Here is an 18,598-nt window from a genome sequence, read left to right as displayed (position 1 = left end):
GGTGTCGTATCTTCACTTTTTGAAGTTGGTCTTGGAGGAATATCCAAAACATTTAACCACAAAACTGTTTCTTGCTTTTGATTTAGCTGAGAAGCAGTTGGTAAAGCAGTAATACGAAGGGTCTGACTTTTTGTAGCTTCAACACGAGAAATAGGAGGTGCAATCATAAAAGGTACTTTAGACTGATCCGGAGTACTTTTTGTGTCGCCTTCATCAAGCCATGCTTGGACAAGTGCTGGCTTTGAACCGTTATTACTAACTTGTAGCGTAACTTCTCTAGCATCCGAAGGATAAATTACACGAGTACCATGAATTACAATTTCTGCTTGAGTAGCAGGTGCGACAATCGCTGAAGCAAATGCCAAACTTAACAAAAAATTATAACTGTTCAATTTCATTTCAGAATTCTCAACCAAGAAAGATTCGGGAAAGCAGTACACAAAAAGACAGGGATTCCATGCGGACATAGAAACCCTCTCATCCATCAATTATTGATAGATAATTGTGTATTGAACAGAAGTATTTACTTTACCAGCAGTAGAAGCGCCAGTTGCATAGTATTCAGCATAGTAGTTAAGGTCAGCACTTGCGCCTTCAGCTACGTCAACCCATTGAGAGTTAGCTTGAGCACCATTTGCACCCGCAGCAAGTACTGGGATGAAATTGTTATTATCCCCTAAAAGTTGAACGTTAACGTTTTGAGCACCAGTAGCGTCTTGGTTAAGTAAACGACCAGTATTAAAGTCAACAGTTGCACCTGGTTCGAAGAAAGTCGCTACTTTACCTTCAGAACAGTTAGCTAAGTTGATTTGGAAAGGAGTACGGCCAGCTGTATCCCCAGCTGCAGCTAAAGTTTGTTTAGAAACAGTTGGAAGAGTAACTGTGAAGTCTTTACCTGCAGGGGTAACGATGTCACAAGTTTTGTCTGTAACTAAACCATTAATTGTAATTGTACCATCAGCAGCTTGAGCATTCGCAATCCCTACCACTGAAAGAGCAGCGATCAAAGCAAGTTTTTTCATATACATAAGCCTTCTAAATATAATTAATAAATGAGTTAATAAAAATAACATAACCAACACAATGAAATTGGTGATGTTTATTCACATAATAATTTCTTTTAATGAAACATATACTGGTGATTTTGTTTTATATTATTGATTTTTAATGTAAAAAATAAAATTTTAAACATATTAATATTAAGTAGTTCTTGACAAAAGCAAGATGTTGTTAAGTATAGTATTAAAAGATTTTTAATTGTTTACTATTTATATATGAATGTTATCGTTAGTAATGAGATGCGTAACCTATTAACATTTGTGGTAGTGGCTGAGGCTAAAAGTTTTACAATTGCCGCTAGAAAATTAAATTTAACAAGATCATCTATTAGTAAAATAATATCCCGATTAGAAAAACAACTAAATATTATGTTATTCCGTAGAACAACTAGATATTTGAAGTTAACGACAGAAGGGGAGGTTTTTTTTAAATATTGTAAAAGAGCAATAAATGAGATGAATAATGCAGAACTATTGTTAAATGAAAGCAAAAATGTGCTAGATGGTACTCTGAAAATTTCCTTACCTATAATTTATGGTCGATATAGAGTTATTCCAATTATAAAAAAATTTATAGATGAATTTCCAAAAATAAAAATTGAGATTTATTTTAAGGATGGAGTAGTTGATCTAGCTTTTAGTGAATATGACATTTCAATTTCTACAGAAGAGTTAAATGATAGTAGTAATTTAATGTGTAGAGGGATAGAAAATTATTCAATGTTACTATGTGCTTCGCCAGAATATTTAAAGAGAAATAAGGAAGTTAAATCTATAGATGATCTTTCTAAGCATAAAATAATTAACTATATACAGTCAGGTGCCCCATTAAGGTGGCGGTTTAAAAATAATAATAAGTCTCATGAATATCTACCTAATGCAGGTATATTAATGGATGATATGCAGAGTATATTGGATCTATTGATTGATAATAATGGAGTGGGGTGGCTTCCATCTTGGCTTGTCCACCCTTATTTAGAAAATGGAAATTTAGTTGAATTACTCCCTTGTAGCCGATGTGATATATCTTCAATAAAGATGATATGGGGGAAGAATTCACATACCCCTCTAAAAGTTAGGTTGTTCTTAGATTATATTATTAAAGAGTTATATGAGGAAAGTTTTATTTGATATATGAGGATATAATTTAGTTTGATTTTTGATAATATTGACATTTATTTTAAATGTCTTTTAGTTTTAAATTTATCCAACTGCTGATGCCCGTGCAATTAGATAAAATACTTTTTAAGAGTGTTGTGAATTAATGATAATGGTCTGACTAGTAATATTAAAGTGCTATATGATGAGTTGGGGGTAAATGGTTTTAATATCAGTGCCATATCTAGGTGGGATAATCATAATGTATAGTATAAATATAATCAATGTTGATAGTGATAAGTACAGATACAGAACCTAGACAAATTAACAGAACTTTAATGAGCCATAGCAGTTAGAAGAAAAGCTTTGTTTTTGTAATACGATATTTGTCAATGTCATAGATGCTGGTGTTTTTCCGGTTAAATCTACTGTTCCAACAGGAAGATTCCCTAACGCTACGCAATTTAATCCTAAAAAGCCACAATCTACAGCATTTCCAGGAGTATTCAAATATGAGCTCACTTGTCCTAAAGCATCAGTAATGGTTGATAATGCAACATCAACATTGCCTGTTGGGGTAATTTGCCCAATGTCAATTGGGTTGGTCAATTCTAACCACCAACCAGTTTGTGCAACTGATGCAGCCTCAGGCCAAAGGATATTTGCACCTTGAACAGATAAATATCCCGCAGAACCATCTAACTGAGCTGCGTGAAAATAACCTAGACTTTGGTTAATTGCTACATTTACATCTAGATTGTTGACCGTTCCTGTTACATTTCCAGAAATTGGAAGTGGGGCACCTAGAAGAGAGGCGGTCGCATCTAATGTCCCTGTAATTGATAACCCATTAACCTTTGCTGTTGCATTTAGGTTGGCCATAGTGATCCGTTTACCTGTAATCACTTGTTGCGCCATAGAGAGTGTTCCTGTTCCAGCACCTAAATTTAAATTGTAAGCTGTAGAAGAAAAAGGGAGTGTTGCACCCTGACCGAGAACCGTCGCTTGCCCTGTAATTGCGGTATTGGTCCCGTCTTGAGTAATGCCATAATACGGGTTGGTTGTCACGGTTCCTGTTGTTGGCTTGGTGACCAAATAGCCACTTAATGAATTAATACCACTTTCTTTATCTCCATTCTCCAAGCCAAAAGTGAGCAGGCCAGAAAGGGATTGAGCACTTAATCTAAACCCTTGGATTTCGCGAGTAGATGCTGAATCAGGATTTTTAATCGCAAACTCTAAAAAAGGGTTCGTAATGACAGCGGAGGATGCAGCCCGTTCCGCACTTGTACTATCCACAGTCCCTCCGCTCAGACTTAAATAGTCAATATCAATATCACAGGCACCAGCACCATTGACACCGCCACAGCCAAGTTGGAGTTTTCTAATATTGGTATTGATTTCCATCTGAGCATCTAAAGCAAGCCGGTAAAATCCTATGTTTCCATTGTAGTTTGAGTTGCTTACAGAGTCTGTTGGTGCAATATAAGACATGCTCATCAATGCTTGACCACTTGCATTTGATAATTCAGCATCTGTCAGTGGTATTAATGTAGATGCTGCATAAGCTGGGATAAAATACATACTCCCAAGCGCTAAAATTGTTGCACGAAGTAATGTAAATAGCCGCATACTTGGCCTCCGTATTCCTAATTATTTTTTCTTGACTGTCCTTTTTGTATTACTTTTTAAATTTGCCTCTTTACTAAATCAGTTAATAGATTTACTCAAGAACACTATATCTTTATCTTTGTGATATTTGGATAGAAATAAACTGATTCTTATCATTTATATCATTAATTGAGAATAATCCTCACTTTTTACATATTTGTTTACATTTATTGCATAATTTGTTCTATTGTTAAGTATTTCTAAATTATATGGAGGGGTGTAGGCTCCTATACTCGGATGTAGATCTATTTTACTAAGTTTTATTTTATAATTTACTGGATTTATTTTACTGTAAACTTTTGAATAAATTATACTTGGATGATTATTTTACTTGCGGGTATATGTATGTGAATTGGTGCTGGGGTTAATGATTAAAATATTTTATATGTTAGGTCGGCTTTATATTGTATTGGTATTTCTAGTCTTACTTAACTATATTAAGGTATTGAAATATATATTGTTCTGTGTAAGCATAAAAAATAGCTTGTGGGTTGATATTTTATTCATGATTTGTATTCTCTCAATAAAGAACTTGAGTGATTATTCACTGAGCCCATTATTTGCAGCTAATAATGGTTTTTTATAGGTGGTTGAAATACATTTATCTTGTTAATTAATCAGCCTTTAATGAATCGTTAAAGAAAGTTTTTATCAGTAATAATGAAGGGCTAAGTAAATTTATTCTGACACTATGAAAGTGTTGTGAATATGTAGTATCAGCTTGTATATAAGATGGCATGTAAGTTGTTTAACATTAATGTTGGATTTAGATGCTAAGGAGAGTTATATGTCTGAGCAAAAAGCTGATTTGCAAAGTTGTGTAAATTATTCTGAGTTAACTTTGGGTGAGCTATTTGCTATATCTGCTGATAGTAGTTTAATCCAAAAATGTATTTGGCTAAACTAGGTTTAGATAGTTTAATCAAGCTTTGAACAAAACCTGTGATCATACCTAATGATAATCTGAATGAGAATTTAATCATTAAACAGCTTGGATGACTGTATCTACCAATTTGATTGCACTTTTTTTGCCATTGTTGATTGGGATAAAACGAAATTCTGATGTTACATTTACTCACAAAAACCTAGTTGTTGTATTATCTTTCTATAATGGGAAACTATTTCACTTTTATTGACTTTATATTATGAATTTCCAGTTTAAAAAATCATATTAGTTGCTAATTCTAATGATGTTCCGGATATTAATGGAGTGATTAATGATCAGGATATAATTGTGAGGTTTAATATTCCAGATAAACAAAAAATTGAGGTTACTGGGAACAGGACAGATATTCTCTTTTTGGCAAACACTGTTGATTTAATGGAGCGTAGATTAAAGAATAGGGAGTTCAATGATTTTATGGATACATTGAATAATACTACGATTATTTTCCCATTTGAAGATGATTTGATCAATAAAATAAATCCAGCTTGTAAAATTGTTCATAGAAATTTTTTCATAAAAATCAAAAAATATATTAGAAATTCAAATAATGATAAATATATAAATTACTTTTTTGAGAAAAATATAAAAGTAAAAATGATAGATCAATCCTATTACTGGGCTGCTAAAGATCTAACGAATATAGATAATTTATCGATATTAAGTACGGGGTTTATAGCAATATTCTATTTTTTAAGCAATAAAGAGTACACAAATTATGATATATATTTATGCGGGTTCACTTTTCACGGATGGTCTGGACATGATTGGGAACAAGAAAAAATATGTGTACTAAATTTAAAAAGTAATAAGAAAGTACATGCTTTTGATGCGATTGATGATGAAAAGCAGCATACATTTGATTGTAGATAAGGAAATCACAAACTAAACCAATCTGTATTTTTCTCAGCTAGCTTGAGGAAATATGCAGCAATCAGTCTTGCTCAGCATCTGATGTACTAATTGCTAGTTTTCAAAATTTGGACAGCAACGATAATAAATTAAAAATGAATTTCTTGCACGATTGAGTCTATTATAAAATAACGTTGTGGTAATTTAATAAGAAATAAAGTGCTTAACATCTATTTTAGCTTTTGATTATCCTTTTATCGATATTGTGGTATGAGACTAAGGTAGATGAGAAACTTTAAATAAAAATTACTCATTACAAAAGTTGGCCCAGTCAGCCATTAAGCTTTTCCGCTTTTCAAGATAAGCTCCACGTAGATAGGCTGCTTCAACCTCATCTGGCAATTTATGAGCAAGTGCATGTTCGCAAACCTCTCAAGGGTAATCAGTCTTGTCAGCTGACCAGTCAGGGAATGTAGAACGGAAGCCATGAGTTGTAATTATTCGATTTTGTTTTGGATCAATATAGCTCAAGTCATTTTCTTTAAATTCTTATTCATGCAGAAGCTTTATTAAGATAGCTAATTAAATATTAAAAATCATGTTACAGCCTAGTGAACATAATAAAACATTTGGAGATCACAATGAGTTTTAAATATTAGAACTGATTGTTGTCACTTAACCATTGACTTCCCCAAGTGGCTAAGGCAAAAATAACAGGAGACAATGCTAGCCCTTGTTCTGTAAGCTGATATTCATAGCGTTTTGGATTTTCTTGATATAGCACTTTTTCTAAAATTTTATCATCAACCAATCGATTTAATCGTTCGCTCAATAAATGTTTAGTAATCCCTAATTGTTTTTCGAAGTCACCAAAACGTTTGGTGTGCATAAAAGCATTTCGAATAATTAAGAGAGTCCAACGATCTCCAAGAATTGATAAACTGCGCGCAATTGGACAGTCTAATCCTGATAATTCATTCCATTTCATTTAAAGCCTCACACAATAATTAACTTTACAAAAATTATTAGTCTCTAAAGCAACTTTTTTAAAGTTAAAAGAATTATTGACAATCTATTTTACCATAGATATCGTTGTTGAGTGGGTTCCTTTTTGGAACCAACTATTTTTTAGCCAGTAACAATCGATATTTGAACATTAAGGTGGTAATCAAAAATGAATTCAAAACCTAAACTCTCGACTCCGCTAGAAATAACGCCGCATATAAAATTAAACAACCGCATAGTAAAGTCTGCTTTAAGTGAAGGTTTGGCTGAGCCCGATGGTCGACCATCAAAATCATTAATACAACTGTATCAGACATGGGCTAATTCAGGTGCTGGGTTAATTATTACAGGAAATGTAATGATTGATTCACGAGCGATAGGAGAGCCTGGTAATGTAGTTATTGAAGATGAAAAACATATAGAATTAATACAGCGATGGGTGACTGTTGCTAAGTCGGGAGGAAGCCAAGTTTGGATGCAAATCAATCATCCAGGGAAACAAGCCATTAAAGGATTAAATAAAGAGACAGTTTCGCCGTCTGCAGTGCCTTTCAATAAAAAAATGGCTCCTTTTTTTGCGACACCACGGGAGCTGACGACAAATGAAATATTAGATTTAATTCAGCGTTATGCAAATACAGCAGAAATTGCAAAAAAAGCAGGATTTGATGGAATTCAATTACATGGTGCACATGGTTATTTAATTAGTCAATTTCTTTCTCCACATCATAATCGACGTACAGATGAATGGGGTGGAACTAATGAAAAGCGACGCAGATTCGTATTGGAAGTTTATAACGCAATTCGCAGTCGTGTAGGAACAGATTTTCCTGTTGCAATAAAGATTAATTCTGCTGATTTTCAACGGGGAGGATTTACAGAAGAAGAATCATTAGAAACTATTCTTACTCTGGAAAAAGTAGGTATTGATTTAATTGAAATTTCAGGTGGAACTTACGAAAAACCTGTAATGCAACTTGGTAATCCTAAAGCATCCACTATAGCTCGAGAAGCATACTTCTTGGAATTTGCGAAGAAAGTCCGTATGAATAGTCAAGTTAAGCTGATGGTAACAGGGGGATTTAGGAGCTTCACTGGTATGGAAGACACTTTGAAGGCAGAGCAGCTAGATTTAATTGGTTTAGGCCGAATTTTTATAATAGAACCTTTAGCTGGACAGAGATTATTAAACGGACTGGAAACTCAATATCAGGTAAAACCTTTAACAACAGGCATTAAATTTATTGATAGTTTGGGGGTCCTGGAAGTCACATGGTATACACGTCAAATGTCACGTATTGGTCGTGGTGAAAAACCACGTCCTAACGAAAGCGGGTTAAAATCTTTTTTATTAGATTTAAAAGATAAAGGTTTTGAGATCTTAAAAAAACGCCGTCTTAGAGCATCTTAAGAGGACAATCACTCTGCACAGGCAATGGGGAAACCTGTCAGTGACTTGGAAAAATAGGATTGAACAACATTTTTAAAGTGGTAGGAGAAGAGGGTTTGGATATTGTTGAGGAGTTTTACACAGAAGAATCCAAATCAGAGCAACATCTAGGTGTTGCGAAGACAATGGTTTAGCATCTCTTTTTGCCAAATACCCCAACACATCGCTGATGAGGTATTTTTTTCTGATTTAAGGTTTAAACCTCCTGTTGAGGTGGTTCCTTATAAAGACCGCGTATCAGAATAGGTAGATTCAGTTCAACTAGGTTGACGGTAGTCGGATAGCATAGTTCAAACAATACTGTACCATGTATGGATGCCCATAAAGCCTGAGCGCAGGCTTCAATATTATCAATCGCATGAAATAAGCCAGTATCAACACCTGATGCTATTAATCCTGAAAATAGCGAGAATGCATTGGAAGAAGCCATCATTTCTAACAGGTTGGCTTCATTGGCGGCAGGTGAACAACCAAATAAAAATAACTCCGGATTGGATAAAGCTTGCTCCCGATAAATATGTGCGGTTTGAGTGATCAATTCAATGGTTGAGGAATGAAGTTTTGCTTCTAATAATCGTTGCTCCAGTTCTGTAATCCAGTGCTGGTACATGGCCTGAATTAAACCTGATTTTCCACCCAGTAGGGTGTAGATGGCTTGAGTTGATGTTCCTGATAATTCTGCCACCATACGCAAATTTAGAGTACTCATTCCCGAGTTTTTTACCATATGTCGTGCAACATTTACTATGTTTTTTTTAAGCTCGGCGGGCGATTTAGTTGAGGTGGATTTAATGTTCTGTGTGGTTGAGGCCATGCGAATCACGAATTAATTTTGCAATTTTTCCATTTTAATGCAAAAGCATTGACATTGTCTATAACAGTGTTATAGCGTTGTTATTGTAATCATACATTGAAGTCGGGATGAGTAATCATGAATAGACCAGCTACTAATAAAAAACGTCAAAACACGTTAAATCAGAAACCTTACGAGATAAAGCCATCTACGATCCAATCGACATGGGGAGAGTCGACACCTGATTATTGGTTTGCAGATAATCCTTTTTTGACGCATTTTATGAATGCTTTTTCGGGTATCTTACCGCAAGGTGAATATTTCATGATTGCTAGTGTGCGTTCGGTACGTCATCAAGTGCAACAGCAAGCTCAATTAAATAAGGATATTTCAGGATTTATTGGGCAAGAGGCCCATCACGCCAAAATACATCAATCCTTTAATCGTATGTTGGAAGAAAGGGGGCTACCTGTTCAGCAATTAGAAAAATTGATGATGCAATGCCTTAAATTTGTCGATCAGCTGTCTGAACAAAATCGCATGGCGGTGACGGGCGCGACGGAGCATTTTACGGCGTTGTTTGGCAAATTATTGCTGTCCCACCCCGAAATCATTGAACAAATTGATTCGACCATGAAAAGGGTGATGATTTGGCATGCACTTGAAGAGCTTGAGCACAAGGCTGTTGCCTATGATGTTTATCAATTAATTGATGGTGGTTATTGGCGTCGCGTGTATGGCGTATTGTTGGCAACAGGTCTTATTAGTGGCACGGTATTATACGGACAGGCTAGTTTTTTATGGGCGGATAAATCCATCTGGAATCTTAATGCCACTATGAAAGGACTATGGTGGATGTTTGGTGTTGGCAAGAAGGCTGGATATTTTAGAAAGGCGCTACCAGATTATCTGGAGTTTTTTAAACCGAATTTTCACCCAATGCATGATGATAACTCTGCGCTGATTGAGCAATGGAAGCCTATACTGGATTTAGATAATGTATAAAATTAAAGTTTTCATTTCTAAGGTAAGTCCTAAAAATAAACTTACATGGACAGATGAAAATTGATAGTCGCTACGTATTATAAATGGGTTGAAAGAGCTAGCTTTTATGCTAATAATAACTGTGCAAGTATGTGTCTTGTAAGCACACTGAAAGTTCGAAGAGTCAGTGTGCTTTTTTGTTATTTGTAAGATTTATATTTGGTATGATTAATCAATAATCTAATAGACTTGCCTAAATAATAATTGAATATATTCAAGCTAGCGTGATTTAGGATTGCTTCTTTCAGTTTTGTCCACCATTCTTTTCTTCTCTAGATTAATTTTAAAGGATTGTGCTAGGTAAAGGCTTATTAATTTTCCTCAATTCTATATTCTGACTAAGTTTACCTTCCTTTGCCATTTGCAAAACCTGCTCATTGGTAAGTACAGGTATAAAGTATTTGTCCCCAATTCTTCTTGAAAGAATTTTCACCTCTTCAGCGGTTAATACTAATGCTTCGCTATTGACTGCAGCATCATTAATTCTAGTAATAATTTTGTTAATTGGTGGTTTTGAGTAATCCATTTATCATCCTTAAAATACACTTGAACACACTTATCGAGGAGCATTCGGTCTCTGGGGTGCGCACAACATACCAGCCATTTCTGGTAGCAGGGCTTTGAACCTGACCCCTTTACCATACTATTTCACCCGGAATGAATAGGAATATATCAATCTCTATCATTAGCCTTGTACCCTGTATAGGTAAGGTATCCATCTTACTGTATATTTTTACTAGATCTCACCTTTTTGAAATGACAGAGGGCTTTTCTACCATATTCGGAAAATTGTACTAGGAAGTCATCGGATAGTTAAGTCTTTGGTGTTTATAAAGGTTCTGATATTTAAGAATTTTAGTAAAAATGTAATTTTCATCACATAAAATTACAGTAATGTAAGTTTAATCAATAAATTGACTATGTTAAAAATCTCAGCTTTAGCCTTACTTGGGGCATCTGTTGTTTATTATGCGTTTATTAATCTTTCACGCCCAGAGAAGAAGTCAAAGATGACTATACTTATAAGCGAAGTTGAACAATCGATGACTGATGCTCAAAAATCAGTGGAAAATGCCGATAGGTCATTGAGTAAAATTAAATTGAAACAATTAACTGATAGTGAAATTCAAAACTAAATTGTTTTTAAAAGGTAAGTATTTAAAAATAATAAAGTTATTGTATGTTTTTATGAACGAGCTATTGCATATTCTAAAGCATACCAATTATGGACTTTTTGCATTTCGATTAATTGTATGGAATTCTGATTCCTTATCTTAATTTATAATTAAAGTTGTAAGAGAATGAAATTTTATACTATTAGGTATGGTCATTGTGATAACAGTTTTTTTGTGGCATCGAATTCTGCAGGTGAATTTATTGTTATTGAAGCGTTTGGCTCAGAGTTCAAAATTGGTCATCAAGTACTGTGTAACGGCGTTAGAATAGTGAACGAAACTTTAAATAAAGAAACAAATGCAATAGTTCGAAACAAGAGTAATGAAGGAGGAGCATATAAATTCTTAAGCTCCCTAAAATGAAAGTTTACATCAATAAACAGGACCCATAACATTGCAAAATAAAGTGATAGTGTAAATCTGACTATTTAGCCTGTTTAATATGTGAATATTTATTAGTCCTTCCCAAGATGCGTTATTTTTATGAGGTTTACATATCCTTTTACATTTTTGATATGGTCAATGAGCATCATTTATAGTTGCTAGAAAATGAGGTTTTACACAGAGTTTATTTAGTGATGAATTCAACTTACTTTTAGATTGTAACAAATTGAAAAGATAAGAAATGTGGCTATTTTTAATCCTGGAGGAATCCATGAGAGAAAGATTTATAATGGAACGCTTCATTGAACTCATTAGATGAACTTTCTAAGAGTTGAATGGGTTTTATAGGGTATTCAAAATAAAATATTGAAATATATATTATTGTGTGGGACTATTGTTTTGCAAACAAGAGTAGGTGAGATACTCCCTATTACGTTTGTATTTCAGGACTGAGTGGATCTTCACTAAACCCATTTCTTATTTAGAAGTAGAGAAATGGGCTTTTTTTTATGTAGATTGCAGAACAATGTTGATATGAAAATATTGTAATTTGTCACTTTTGCTATTGACCAAAAGAGCGGGCTTACATAGATTAATAGAGTATTTTTTGAGAATTATAATTATATAGCTTAGTCCTGAAATACAGTAAGGAGCCTGCTCGTTTGAGTGGGCTTTTTACTTTGTACACTTATAGGCTGAAAATTTAAATCTGCTAGATCTAACTTTCTCGAATTAGCTAGCGTTTGTCAAAAGGATCTTTTCGAACTTCTTTGATCATTAAATATGTTAGGAATGAAGCGAAAATAAATAGGGTTCCAGCTACAGTGAAAAATAGGTCTTCATGATGAAAGCCAATACTTAGGCCCACTATACTTAGTTTTGAAAAGAGAAATAAAAGAGTATAATAAACGTACATCATTTTGTTGTTCCCCATTAAAAAGTTTATAAATATATAGATAATTAAATAATATATCGTGATTGTTGAGGAATGATTAAATGTCTTGAATCAAATTATTGCATATTCTTGTATTAATGTACTGCCCGCTCCGATGAGCATATTGCTGTTATTACTAGGTGGAATACCTTTGATCCTGAGCACTTTGTCATAGCTTAAAAAATGTACTTGTTTTGTGTGCGTGTATATTTTATGAGCAATATGTCGGGTATTGTTAAGCTAAAGATCTTATGTAGTGGGAACTATGTGAAGATATTCGATGTTGTTTCAGAAGCTATAATAAAGATTTAGTCCAGTCGTTCCTCAAGAAAAGAACTGCTGAATCCCTTATTAGCTCATTGCATCAGGCTAAGCTGACCCAGATCAAATATACGTTATTGGATTAACTTGATAGTACATTAGGGGAGGATATGGAGTGACAAGAGAAAGAAGAAAAGTTCCCAAGAGTGTGCCAATCGCGATAATGTTCGTTCTTGTAACTACATTGATGATGGGTACGATTGCTTCGGCGGCGCAGCAACAGAGTGAAGGGGAACTTATTCGGAAGGATTTCAGAGTCCTTACGGCATATGGTGTTGGGTTACATGTTCGGGAGGTTCGCGAGAATGGAACTAAGAGACGTCCTGCGCTCATTCTTGTACATGGTGCACGCGTTCCTGGTATTTGATCATTTGATTTGGATGTGTCAAACGGATCACTCGCAGCAGATCTTGCGCGGTTAACAGGACGACATCTATTTGATGCTGGAAGCATTAAGGCTGCCGTGCTTATAGTCCGCTGAAGCAATCAGTGAAAAGTTGGTGTGATTATACGATTAGATGCTTGACTGTACAGCACGCTTTGTCTACATCTTTGATATGGTGGGGCTTAGAATAAGTAAGAGAAATCACCACTCCAGTTATTATGAAACAATTAAAAAGCCCACCTTTATCAGCGCAAAGGTGGGCTTTTTTTATTCCAATGGTAAGTGTTGATTATTTTGCAACTACAAGTATAATCTGTGATGAAGTTTACATTTATTGAATGGTTTTTTAGGTATTTCTCGCTTATGAGGTGAATGGTACTTTTTCTATTCACTTGAGTTTATGCTCGCAGCCATCCGTAGATGCGGGCTTTTTTTTAATTGCTTTATCAACTGTAGTATTATTATAAATACTACAGATAACAAGAACCCTCAATGATCAGCGCAAATGTCATAAGGGGAAGCCTACTCGATGAGTAGGCTTTTTTATTCTGGATATAAAAATAAAAGAACTCGGCACTTTGGGGATGCCGAGTTCCGGTTGAGCCTGAACTAGGTAAACACTTGCGAAGGGGAACTAATGCTGATCGTCGTGTATCAGATTAATTTAATTACCAGTTCAGAAACAAACTATCAAAATGTGATTTAGCGAACAAGATAACAACTTATACAAAATACGTGTAATGCGTCACAAAACTTTGCACATATTAACTTACATCTTTGTTATTTGACTGAATGTCTTATGGCAGAGGAAGCTGCCTTAAATATCAATTGTTGTTTTAAGTAGTAAATTAATATGCTGTAATTTAATGAGTTTTGTTCATGTTATAATAGTTAAATAACCTTATTGGAGTTTACTATGGGCACTTCAGTACATTGGATGGAAGCTTCTGTTGATATTGGCCGGGATCAAAAAGTAACTAAGCAAATTTACTTTTATAAAGAACAGTTACTTCATAAAGGCAAAGATTTATCAGATTTAAGTTACAGAGATATTGAGAGTGGCTTGAAGCAACAATATGATGAAACTATTCAAATACGTGTGCTTATAGATCTGGGTGTACAGGGAATCAATAAATATAAATCTAGTTTGCGGAATGATTAAAGTCTAGCATTAAAAGTGGAAGACCTCCTTCGGGAGGTTTTTGTTTGCCGTAGTTATTACGGTACATGAAGCCCCGCTAATAATAGATATTTAGCGGGTTTTTCTTTTTGGAGTATGTATGAAAAAAGAAGTTGGTTTTCATGTTCCAGTTCGGCCAATGCCTCCAGAATGGATTTTTGAGTTAGATACTCCTAACTTTGCACCTGCACCAGAAATGTGGGACTGGATAAGACGTGTATTTCTAGATCCTAAATCTCAAATGTTTAACTCAGATCATCTGCATTTACGGTCATTTCGTTATCCAAATATTGCCGTGATGTGGGCTAGATCAGGCTTTAGTAAACAAGGACGTCAAGTCATTGGTACAACAGAGAAAGTCATGATCAATGCTGGTGGCTGGAAACAGGAAAGACAAGAAGAACAATACATTCAATGGTTCAGATGTGTTCCTGAATACCTCATTACTTTTGATGCTTCATATTCTCGTATTGCTAATGATGTGGACTTTTGCGCTTTGGTTGAACATGAGCTTTATCACATTGTACATAAGAAAGACCAATACGGAACACCTGCATATAACAGAGAGACCGGTGCGCCAAAGTTAGCAATTCAAGGCCATGATGTAGAGGAATTTACAGGCGTTGTTCGCCGTTATGGAGCAAAGAATGGTGGCGGCAGCGAATACAAGACCAGAGCTGTCACGTGCTGATGTCCATTACGCTTATGGCACTTGTTACTTGAGAGTGGTTTAAATTTTTTGCCATTCCACCTTGATGAATTAGCTAGAGGGCGGGATAGGGAATTAAACTCACGGTATCAAAAAAGCCCGGAACATCAGCAAGAGCGGGCTTAGTTGAAGTTAACACAAAGACAAAGGTAGTTAACACTGAACAATATAGCATCAAGCCCCAATGATATAGAACGAATCTAGTGTAACAAAAAGTGATGAGTAACTTTAGGCAGTGATATATCGATAATTATTTGTAAGTATGGCTTTTTTTAAATAACCATAATTTAAATATGGTTTTGTAATAATTAGATGATAGATTAAAGAAAAGCATTGGGGGTAGATAAATTATGGATATTCGTTTAAAAGAACTGGACAAGCGTATTGATGAGTTTAAAAAGAGTGGGGAAGAGATCAAAAAATTGGTTCTTGGGTACAGAACATATTCAGCTTTACTGGATGAAGCTCAGTTTGCTGACCGAATAACTAGAGATAAAAAAGACCCTATGATTCGATACTATAATGGTATCAAAATCAAAATGGTGAAAGAGAAGCATTATTTTAAAATAGAGTAATATCATAGTCATATGATTAGTAAATGGAACCGTCTTGTATTTTAGGCGGTTTTTTTATGGGGGATTTTTAGTGAATATATTAGTAATTTACCTGATAGAACTGGAGCTATAAAGCAAGCAGGTATGCCTACTTTGAATGTTATAAATCCATATATGTGGCATTATAATTTTACACAGTCAAAATTTGCTAAACCTGAAATTATTTATCCTCTCGCAGGGAGAACTTCTGGGAAAGGTGTTATTTCAGAAGGATTTCATTTAGTTGATGATTGGAGTCTAAAACCCAAAGATAAAGATCCGTTAGTTGATGAAGGATATATTATTAAAAAATGAGGCATTTAAGTATAGGATTAATTCTTATGATTTCACTATTTGGTTGTGCTAATTCTAAAGCTAAGCATCAAGACAAATTCTTAGCGCATATTCATGAAAATACCCCAGATCCGTACAAGGAGTGTATAGTCACATATATTAAAGACCACTGGGATGAAGTTTGGAAAACTTACAATATTGAAAAAACAAGAGAGGCTCGTGGCGAAATAGACATCGTCAACTTCATGATTGACAAATATCTATCTGAATGCAAGAAGCAATAAATTTGATCTAAATTCTTTCAGTCCAAATATTTTAACGTATTTGAGGTTTCAAAACGATTTAAGCCTAGAAAAGCCCTGATGATTAAGGGCTTTTCTTAACGCTCTACTTCGACGAAATAAATGTTTTTAAGTGAAGCTTTTAATGTTTTATCTTTCGTGTCGTCAATATACTTTACATTTTTTGTTTGTATTCAATAGGGCTGAAGCTTGAGCATACTGAGCATCTTTATTTAACTTCTCATACTGAGTTTGATACAGCTTGGCTGCTTTCTTATAACAGTTATTAATTTGGTTAACAGGCTTTTGTATTTTCTCAGAATAAGACACGGTGTCTCTTGAATATTCGCTGTACTATCTAGATCGAGTATTTTCGTCGACAATCTTTATTTTCATGAAGTGGCAAAATGATAGCAAAGTACTGGTAGATGATACTGTATATTTTTATTGTCCAGTATGGCGAACTCATCCGATCAATATTAATGAGGCTGTAAGATCTTGTGTAAAACCTTCTCATACGGGGCTAATTCTATTTGTAAATTCGTGATTAATAATCCGAATTTCATATTTTTATTTAATGATAAATTTCCATGATTTATACTTGTTTTTTACAAAAGGTATAATCAATCATCTTATTCTTAATGCTTTTTTAAGATTTAATCGTAATCTCAAATAAAGAAATCTATGGTAATTAATTCCTATGAATACATTAATTAAAGCAATTGTTTTGTCCATCTCTACTTCGATTATGGCCGCTTCAGCATTTGCAGCACCACAAGGTACACATAAGAATGTACATAATAGCAAGCAACCTGTAGCACAAAAGCCACGGGTTAAGCATAATTCTGTAAAACCATCGCGAGACTTGAAATCTGGGCAAACGATTCCTTCTCAATATCGTAGTGCCAATCCTGTAGATTATAAGCGATATAGTAAATTGACTAAACCTGGTAAAAACCAGCAATGGTTGAAGGTGAATAATGACTATGTGCTTCTTAGTACAAATACGCATAAAATTGTGAAAATTATTAAGGGTTAATTTTTACATTTCAACTCTGACATTGTTGTGTACTCTATTTTCAGGACGCACAGCTTATATGATCAACAATAATGTTAATCTCTGTAAAAAGCTTTTTTAAAAGGCCAGACATTCTGTCAGGCCTTTTTTTCTTCAGTCTATAGCTTAAGAAAATCTTCATAATTTATCCTTATTTTAGTGCTTTAGTGGAAAAGTACTTTAAATTTATCAATTTTATATTATGAATATCTCATCAAAAAAAATCATATTAGTTGCTAACTCTGATGATATTCCCGACGTTAATGGAATGATTAATGATCAGGATATAATTGTGAGGTTTAATATTCCGAATGAAAAAAAAATTGGGATTACTGGGCGTAGAACGGATATTCTATTCTTGGCAAATACCGTTGATTTAATGGAAAGGAGGCTCAAAGATAAGAAATTCAATGATTTTATAGATACATTAGAAGATACTGCTGTTTTCTTTCCATTTGAAGACGATTTAATTAATAAAATGAATCCAATTGGTAAAATTAGTTATAGAAAATTTTTTATAAAATTCAAAAAATATATTAGAAACTCAAATAACGATAGATATATCAATTACTTTTCTGAGAAAAATATAAAAGTAAAAGTGATAGACCAATCCTATTACTGGTCTGCTAAAGGTCTAATGAGTACAGATAATTTATCGATATTAAGTACGGGGTTTATAGCAATATTCTATTTTTTAAGCAATAAAGAGTACACAAATTATGATATATATTTATGCGGGTTCACTTTTCACGGATGGTCTGGACATGATTGGGAACAAGAAAAAATATGTGTATTAAATTTAATTGCTAATAAGAAAGTACATGTTTTTTGTGAGATGGATGGTCCCAAAAAGCATGTATCTGGCTGTGGATACGAAAAGTAGAAACTAAACCAATCTGTATTTTTCTCAGCTAGCTTGAGGAAATATGCAGCAATCAGTCTTGCTCAGCATCTGATGTACTAACTGCTAGTTTTCAAAATTTGGACAGCGATGACAATAAATTAAAAATCAATTTCTTGCACGATTGAGTCTATTATAAATTTGTTTTTTTGTCCTGAATTGAAAAAAATTAAACAATTTATATTGTTGTTATTTATAAAATATTTTTGAAAAAAGATATGCCATTTTATAATATTTTAACTTTATTTAGAATATTGTGTTTGACTTAGATGGCATTAAAAATAGTGAACAAGGGTCAAATTGTTTATTTCTCTTGATGTTAAGTTTAAAGGTTTTATAACCTTATTTCGTACTTTTTGAAAGTTTGCTTTAGCAAGATAAATTTAAAGCAGATTAGTGTAGTTACCATGTTTCGACATGATCGTTACTCATTATTAATGATGTACTTTGATTCTAAAAGTAGAATATTA

General features: G+C 34.0%; 18 protein-coding genes and 4 pseudogenes. 15 read left to right on the top strand and 7 right to left on the bottom strand.

What is annotated here, in order from left to right:
* On the bottom strand, nucleotides 1-398 hold a 398-nt coding region (locus tag RMB13_RS00105; RefSeq protein ID WP_311084067.1), incomplete at its 3' end, for a fimbria/pilus periplasmic chaperone.
* A gap of 90 nt (nucleotides 399-488) precedes the next feature.
* Nucleotides 489-1,022: a fimbrial protein gene (locus RMB13_RS00100; protein WP_311073061.1), complete on the bottom strand. Its 534-nt coding sequence runs from the start codon at nucleotides 1,020-1,022 to the stop codon at nucleotides 489-491.
* Nucleotides 1,023-1,274: 252 nt separating this feature from the next.
* Here RMB13_RS00100 and RMB13_RS00095 point away from each other — a divergent pair, with 252 nt between their 5' ends.
* Both RMB13_RS00095 and RMB13_RS21770 read left to right on the top strand, forming a co-directional pair.
* Entirely contained in the window at nucleotides 1,275-2,189 is a 915-nt protein-coding gene (locus RMB13_RS00095; protein ID WP_311084066.1) for a LysR family transcriptional regulator, read from the top strand.
* A gap of 129 nt (nucleotides 2,190-2,318) precedes the next feature.
* Nucleotides 2,319-2,457 (top strand): annotated as a pseudogene (locus RMB13_RS21770) (acid phosphatase); the annotation flags it as partial.
* A 23-nt stretch (nucleotides 2,458-2,480) separates the two neighbouring features.
* Here RMB13_RS21770 and RMB13_RS00090 read toward each other — a convergent pair.
* Nucleotides 2,481-3,788 (bottom strand): hypothetical protein, encoded by a 1,308-nt coding sequence (locus RMB13_RS00090; RefSeq protein ID WP_311073058.1) that lies wholly within the window; start codon nucleotides 3,786-3,788, stop codon nucleotides 2,481-2,483.
* A 1,249-nt stretch (nucleotides 3,789-5,037) separates the two neighbouring features.
* On the opposite strand from RMB13_RS00090, the gene RMB13_RS00085 reads away from it, so the two are divergent.
* The gene (locus RMB13_RS00085) at nucleotides 5,038-5,643 is read left to right on the top strand and encodes a hypothetical protein (protein ID WP_311084065.1); all 606 of its coding nucleotides are present in this window, start codon (nucleotides 5,038-5,040) and stop codon (nucleotides 5,641-5,643) included.
* Nucleotides 5,644-5,928: 285 nt separating this feature from the next.
* On the opposite strand, the pseudogene RMB13_RS00080 reads toward RMB13_RS00085, so the two are convergent.
* Nucleotides 5,929-6,204 (bottom strand): annotated as a pseudogene (locus tag RMB13_RS00080) (integrase); the annotation flags it as partial.
* Nucleotides 6,205-6,280: 76 nt separating this feature from the next.
* A pseudogene (locus tag RMB13_RS00075) lies at nucleotides 6,281-6,610 on the bottom strand (winged helix-turn-helix transcriptional regulator); the annotation flags it as partial.
* Nucleotides 6,611-6,796: 186 nt separating this feature from the next.
* On the opposite strand from RMB13_RS00075, the gene RMB13_RS00070 reads away from it, so the two are divergent.
* Entirely contained in the window at nucleotides 6,797-8,038 is a 1,242-nt protein-coding gene (locus RMB13_RS00070) for an NADH:flavin oxidoreductase/NADH oxidase family protein (protein ID WP_311073054.1), read from the top strand.
* 235 nt (nucleotides 8,039-8,273) lie between these two features.
* Here RMB13_RS00070 and RMB13_RS00065 read toward each other — a convergent pair whose 3' ends face one another.
* Nucleotides 8,274-8,786, bottom strand: coding sequence for a TetR-like C-terminal domain-containing protein (locus RMB13_RS00065; protein ID WP_311084064.1), 513 nt, complete (start codon nucleotides 8,784-8,786; stop codon nucleotides 8,274-8,276).
* A gap of 222 nt (nucleotides 8,787-9,008) precedes the next feature.
* Here RMB13_RS00065 and RMB13_RS00060 point away from each other — a divergent pair, with 222 nt between their 5' ends.
* A complete protein-coding gene (locus tag RMB13_RS00060) occupies nucleotides 9,009-9,875 on the top strand; it encodes a metal-dependent hydrolase (RefSeq protein ID WP_311073126.1) in 867 nt (288 codons plus the stop codon).
* Nucleotides 9,876-10,197: 322 nt separating this feature from the next.
* Here RMB13_RS00060 and RMB13_RS00055 read toward each other — a convergent pair whose 3' ends face one another.
* Nucleotides 10,198-10,440: a hypothetical protein gene (locus RMB13_RS00055; protein WP_311073124.1), complete on the bottom strand. Its 243-nt coding sequence runs from the start codon at nucleotides 10,438-10,440 to the stop codon at nucleotides 10,198-10,200.
* A 394-nt stretch (nucleotides 10,441-10,834) separates the two neighbouring features.
* Here RMB13_RS00055 and RMB13_RS00050 point away from each other — a divergent pair, with 394 nt between their 5' ends.
* The 10 genes and pseudogenes from RMB13_RS00050 (at nucleotide 10,835) to RMB13_RS00005 (ending at nucleotide 18,110) form a co-directional block, all read left to right on the top strand.
* On the top strand, nucleotides 10,835-11,050 hold the full coding sequence (locus tag RMB13_RS00050) for a hypothetical protein (RefSeq protein ID WP_311073122.1): 216 nt from the start codon (nucleotides 10,835-10,837) through the stop codon (nucleotides 11,048-11,050).
* Nucleotides 11,051-11,215: 165 nt separating this feature from the next.
* Nucleotides 11,216-11,452 (top strand): hypothetical protein, encoded by a 237-nt coding sequence (locus RMB13_RS00045; RefSeq protein ID WP_311073120.1) that lies wholly within the window; start codon nucleotides 11,216-11,218, stop codon nucleotides 11,450-11,452.
* Between the two features lie 1,424 nt (nucleotides 11,453-12,876).
* Complete coding sequence (locus RMB13_RS00040; protein ID WP_311084063.1) at nucleotides 12,877-13,095, top strand: hypothetical protein; 219 nt, start codon at nucleotides 12,877-12,879, stop codon at nucleotides 13,093-13,095.
* A 934-nt stretch (nucleotides 13,096-14,029) separates the two neighbouring features.
* On the top strand, nucleotides 14,030-14,275 hold the full coding sequence (locus RMB13_RS00035) for a hypothetical protein (RefSeq protein WP_311084062.1): 246 nt from the start codon (nucleotides 14,030-14,032) through the stop codon (nucleotides 14,273-14,275).
* 118 nt (nucleotides 14,276-14,393) lie between these two features.
* Nucleotides 14,394-15,027: pseudogene (locus tag RMB13_RS00030) on the top strand (putative metallopeptidase).
* Between the two features lie 325 nt (nucleotides 15,028-15,352).
* Nucleotides 15,353-15,577 (top strand): hypothetical protein, encoded by a 225-nt coding sequence (locus RMB13_RS00025; RefSeq protein WP_311073092.1) that lies wholly within the window; start codon nucleotides 15,353-15,355, stop codon nucleotides 15,575-15,577.
* 123 nt (nucleotides 15,578-15,700) lie between these two features.
* Nucleotides 15,701-15,910 (top strand): hypothetical protein, encoded by a 210-nt coding sequence (locus RMB13_RS00020; protein WP_311073090.1) that lies wholly within the window; start codon nucleotides 15,701-15,703, stop codon nucleotides 15,908-15,910.
* Nucleotides 15,907-16,173, top strand: coding sequence for a hypothetical protein (locus RMB13_RS00015; RefSeq protein ID WP_311073087.1), 267 nt, complete (start codon nucleotides 15,907-15,909; stop codon nucleotides 16,171-16,173). Before RMB13_RS00020 ends, RMB13_RS00015 begins: the two co-directional genes overlap by 4 nt.
* Before the next feature lie 697 nt (nucleotides 16,174-16,870).
* Complete coding sequence (locus RMB13_RS00010; protein ID WP_311073086.1) at nucleotides 16,871-17,209, top strand: RcnB family protein; 339 nt, start codon at nucleotides 16,871-16,873, stop codon at nucleotides 17,207-17,209.
* A 220-nt stretch (nucleotides 17,210-17,429) separates the two neighbouring features.
* Nucleotides 17,430-18,110: a hypothetical protein gene (locus RMB13_RS00005; protein ID WP_311084061.1), complete on the top strand. Its 681-nt coding sequence runs from the start codon at nucleotides 17,430-17,432 to the stop codon at nucleotides 18,108-18,110.
* Nucleotides 18,111-18,598 lie beyond the last annotated feature (488 nt).

The organism is Acinetobacter sp. V102_4 (assembly GCF_031799005.1).
Taxonomy (GTDB): domain Bacteria; phylum Pseudomonadota; class Gammaproteobacteria; order Pseudomonadales; family Moraxellaceae; genus Acinetobacter; species Acinetobacter calcoaceticus.
The sequence above is the reverse complement of the archived record's forward strand: the minus strand, read 5'-3'. Positions and strand labels throughout refer to the sequence as shown.

Bases quoted from the DNA above. Each gene is read 5' to 3' on its own strand.
- RMB13_RS00100 (WP_311073061.1), bottom strand. From the start codon at position 1,022: ATGAAAAAACTTGCTTTGATCGCTGCTCTTTCAGTGGTAGGGATTGCG.
- RMB13_RS00095 (WP_311084066.1), top strand. From the start codon at position 1,275: ATGAATGTTATCGTTAGTAATGAGATGCGTAACCTATTAACATTTGTG.
- RMB13_RS00090 (WP_311073058.1), bottom strand. From the start codon at position 3,788: ATGCGGCTATTTACATTACTTCGTGCAACAATTTTAGCGCTTGGGAGT.
- RMB13_RS00070 (WP_311073054.1), top strand. From the start codon at position 6,797: ATGAATTCAAAACCTAAACTCTCGACTCCGCTAGAAATAACGCCGCAT.
- RMB13_RS00065 (WP_311084064.1), bottom strand. From the start codon at position 8,786: ATGAGTACTCTAAATTTGCGTATGGTGGCAGAATTATCAGGAACATCA.
- RMB13_RS00060 (WP_311073126.1), top strand. From the start codon at position 9,009: ATGAATAGACCAGCTACTAATAAAAAACGTCAAAACACGTTAAATCAG.
- RMB13_RS00055 (WP_311073124.1), bottom strand. From the start codon at position 10,440: ATGGATTACTCAAAACCACCAATTAACAAAATTATTACTAGAATTAAT.
- RMB13_RS00050 (WP_311073122.1), top strand. From the start codon at position 10,835: ATGTTAAAAATCTCAGCTTTAGCCTTACTTGGGGCATCTGTTGTTTAT.
- RMB13_RS00045 (WP_311073120.1), top strand. From the start codon at position 11,216: ATGAAATTTTATACTATTAGGTATGGTCATTGTGATAACAGTTTTTTT.
- RMB13_RS00035 (WP_311084062.1), top strand. From the start codon at position 14,030: ATGGGCACTTCAGTACATTGGATGGAAGCTTCTGTTGATATTGGCCGG.
- RMB13_RS00025 (WP_311073092.1), top strand. From the start codon at position 15,353: ATGGATATTCGTTTAAAAGAACTGGACAAGCGTATTGATGAGTTTAAA.
- RMB13_RS00020 (WP_311073090.1), top strand. From the start codon at position 15,701: ATGCCTACTTTGAATGTTATAAATCCATATATGTGGCATTATAATTTT.
- RMB13_RS00015 (WP_311073087.1), top strand. From the start codon at position 15,907: ATGAGGCATTTAAGTATAGGATTAATTCTTATGATTTCACTATTTGGT.
- RMB13_RS00010 (WP_311073086.1), top strand. From the start codon at position 16,871: ATGAATACATTAATTAAAGCAATTGTTTTGTCCATCTCTACTTCGATT.
- RMB13_RS00005 (WP_311084061.1), top strand. From the start codon at position 17,430: ATGAATATCTCATCAAAAAAAATCATATTAGTTGCTAACTCTGATGAT.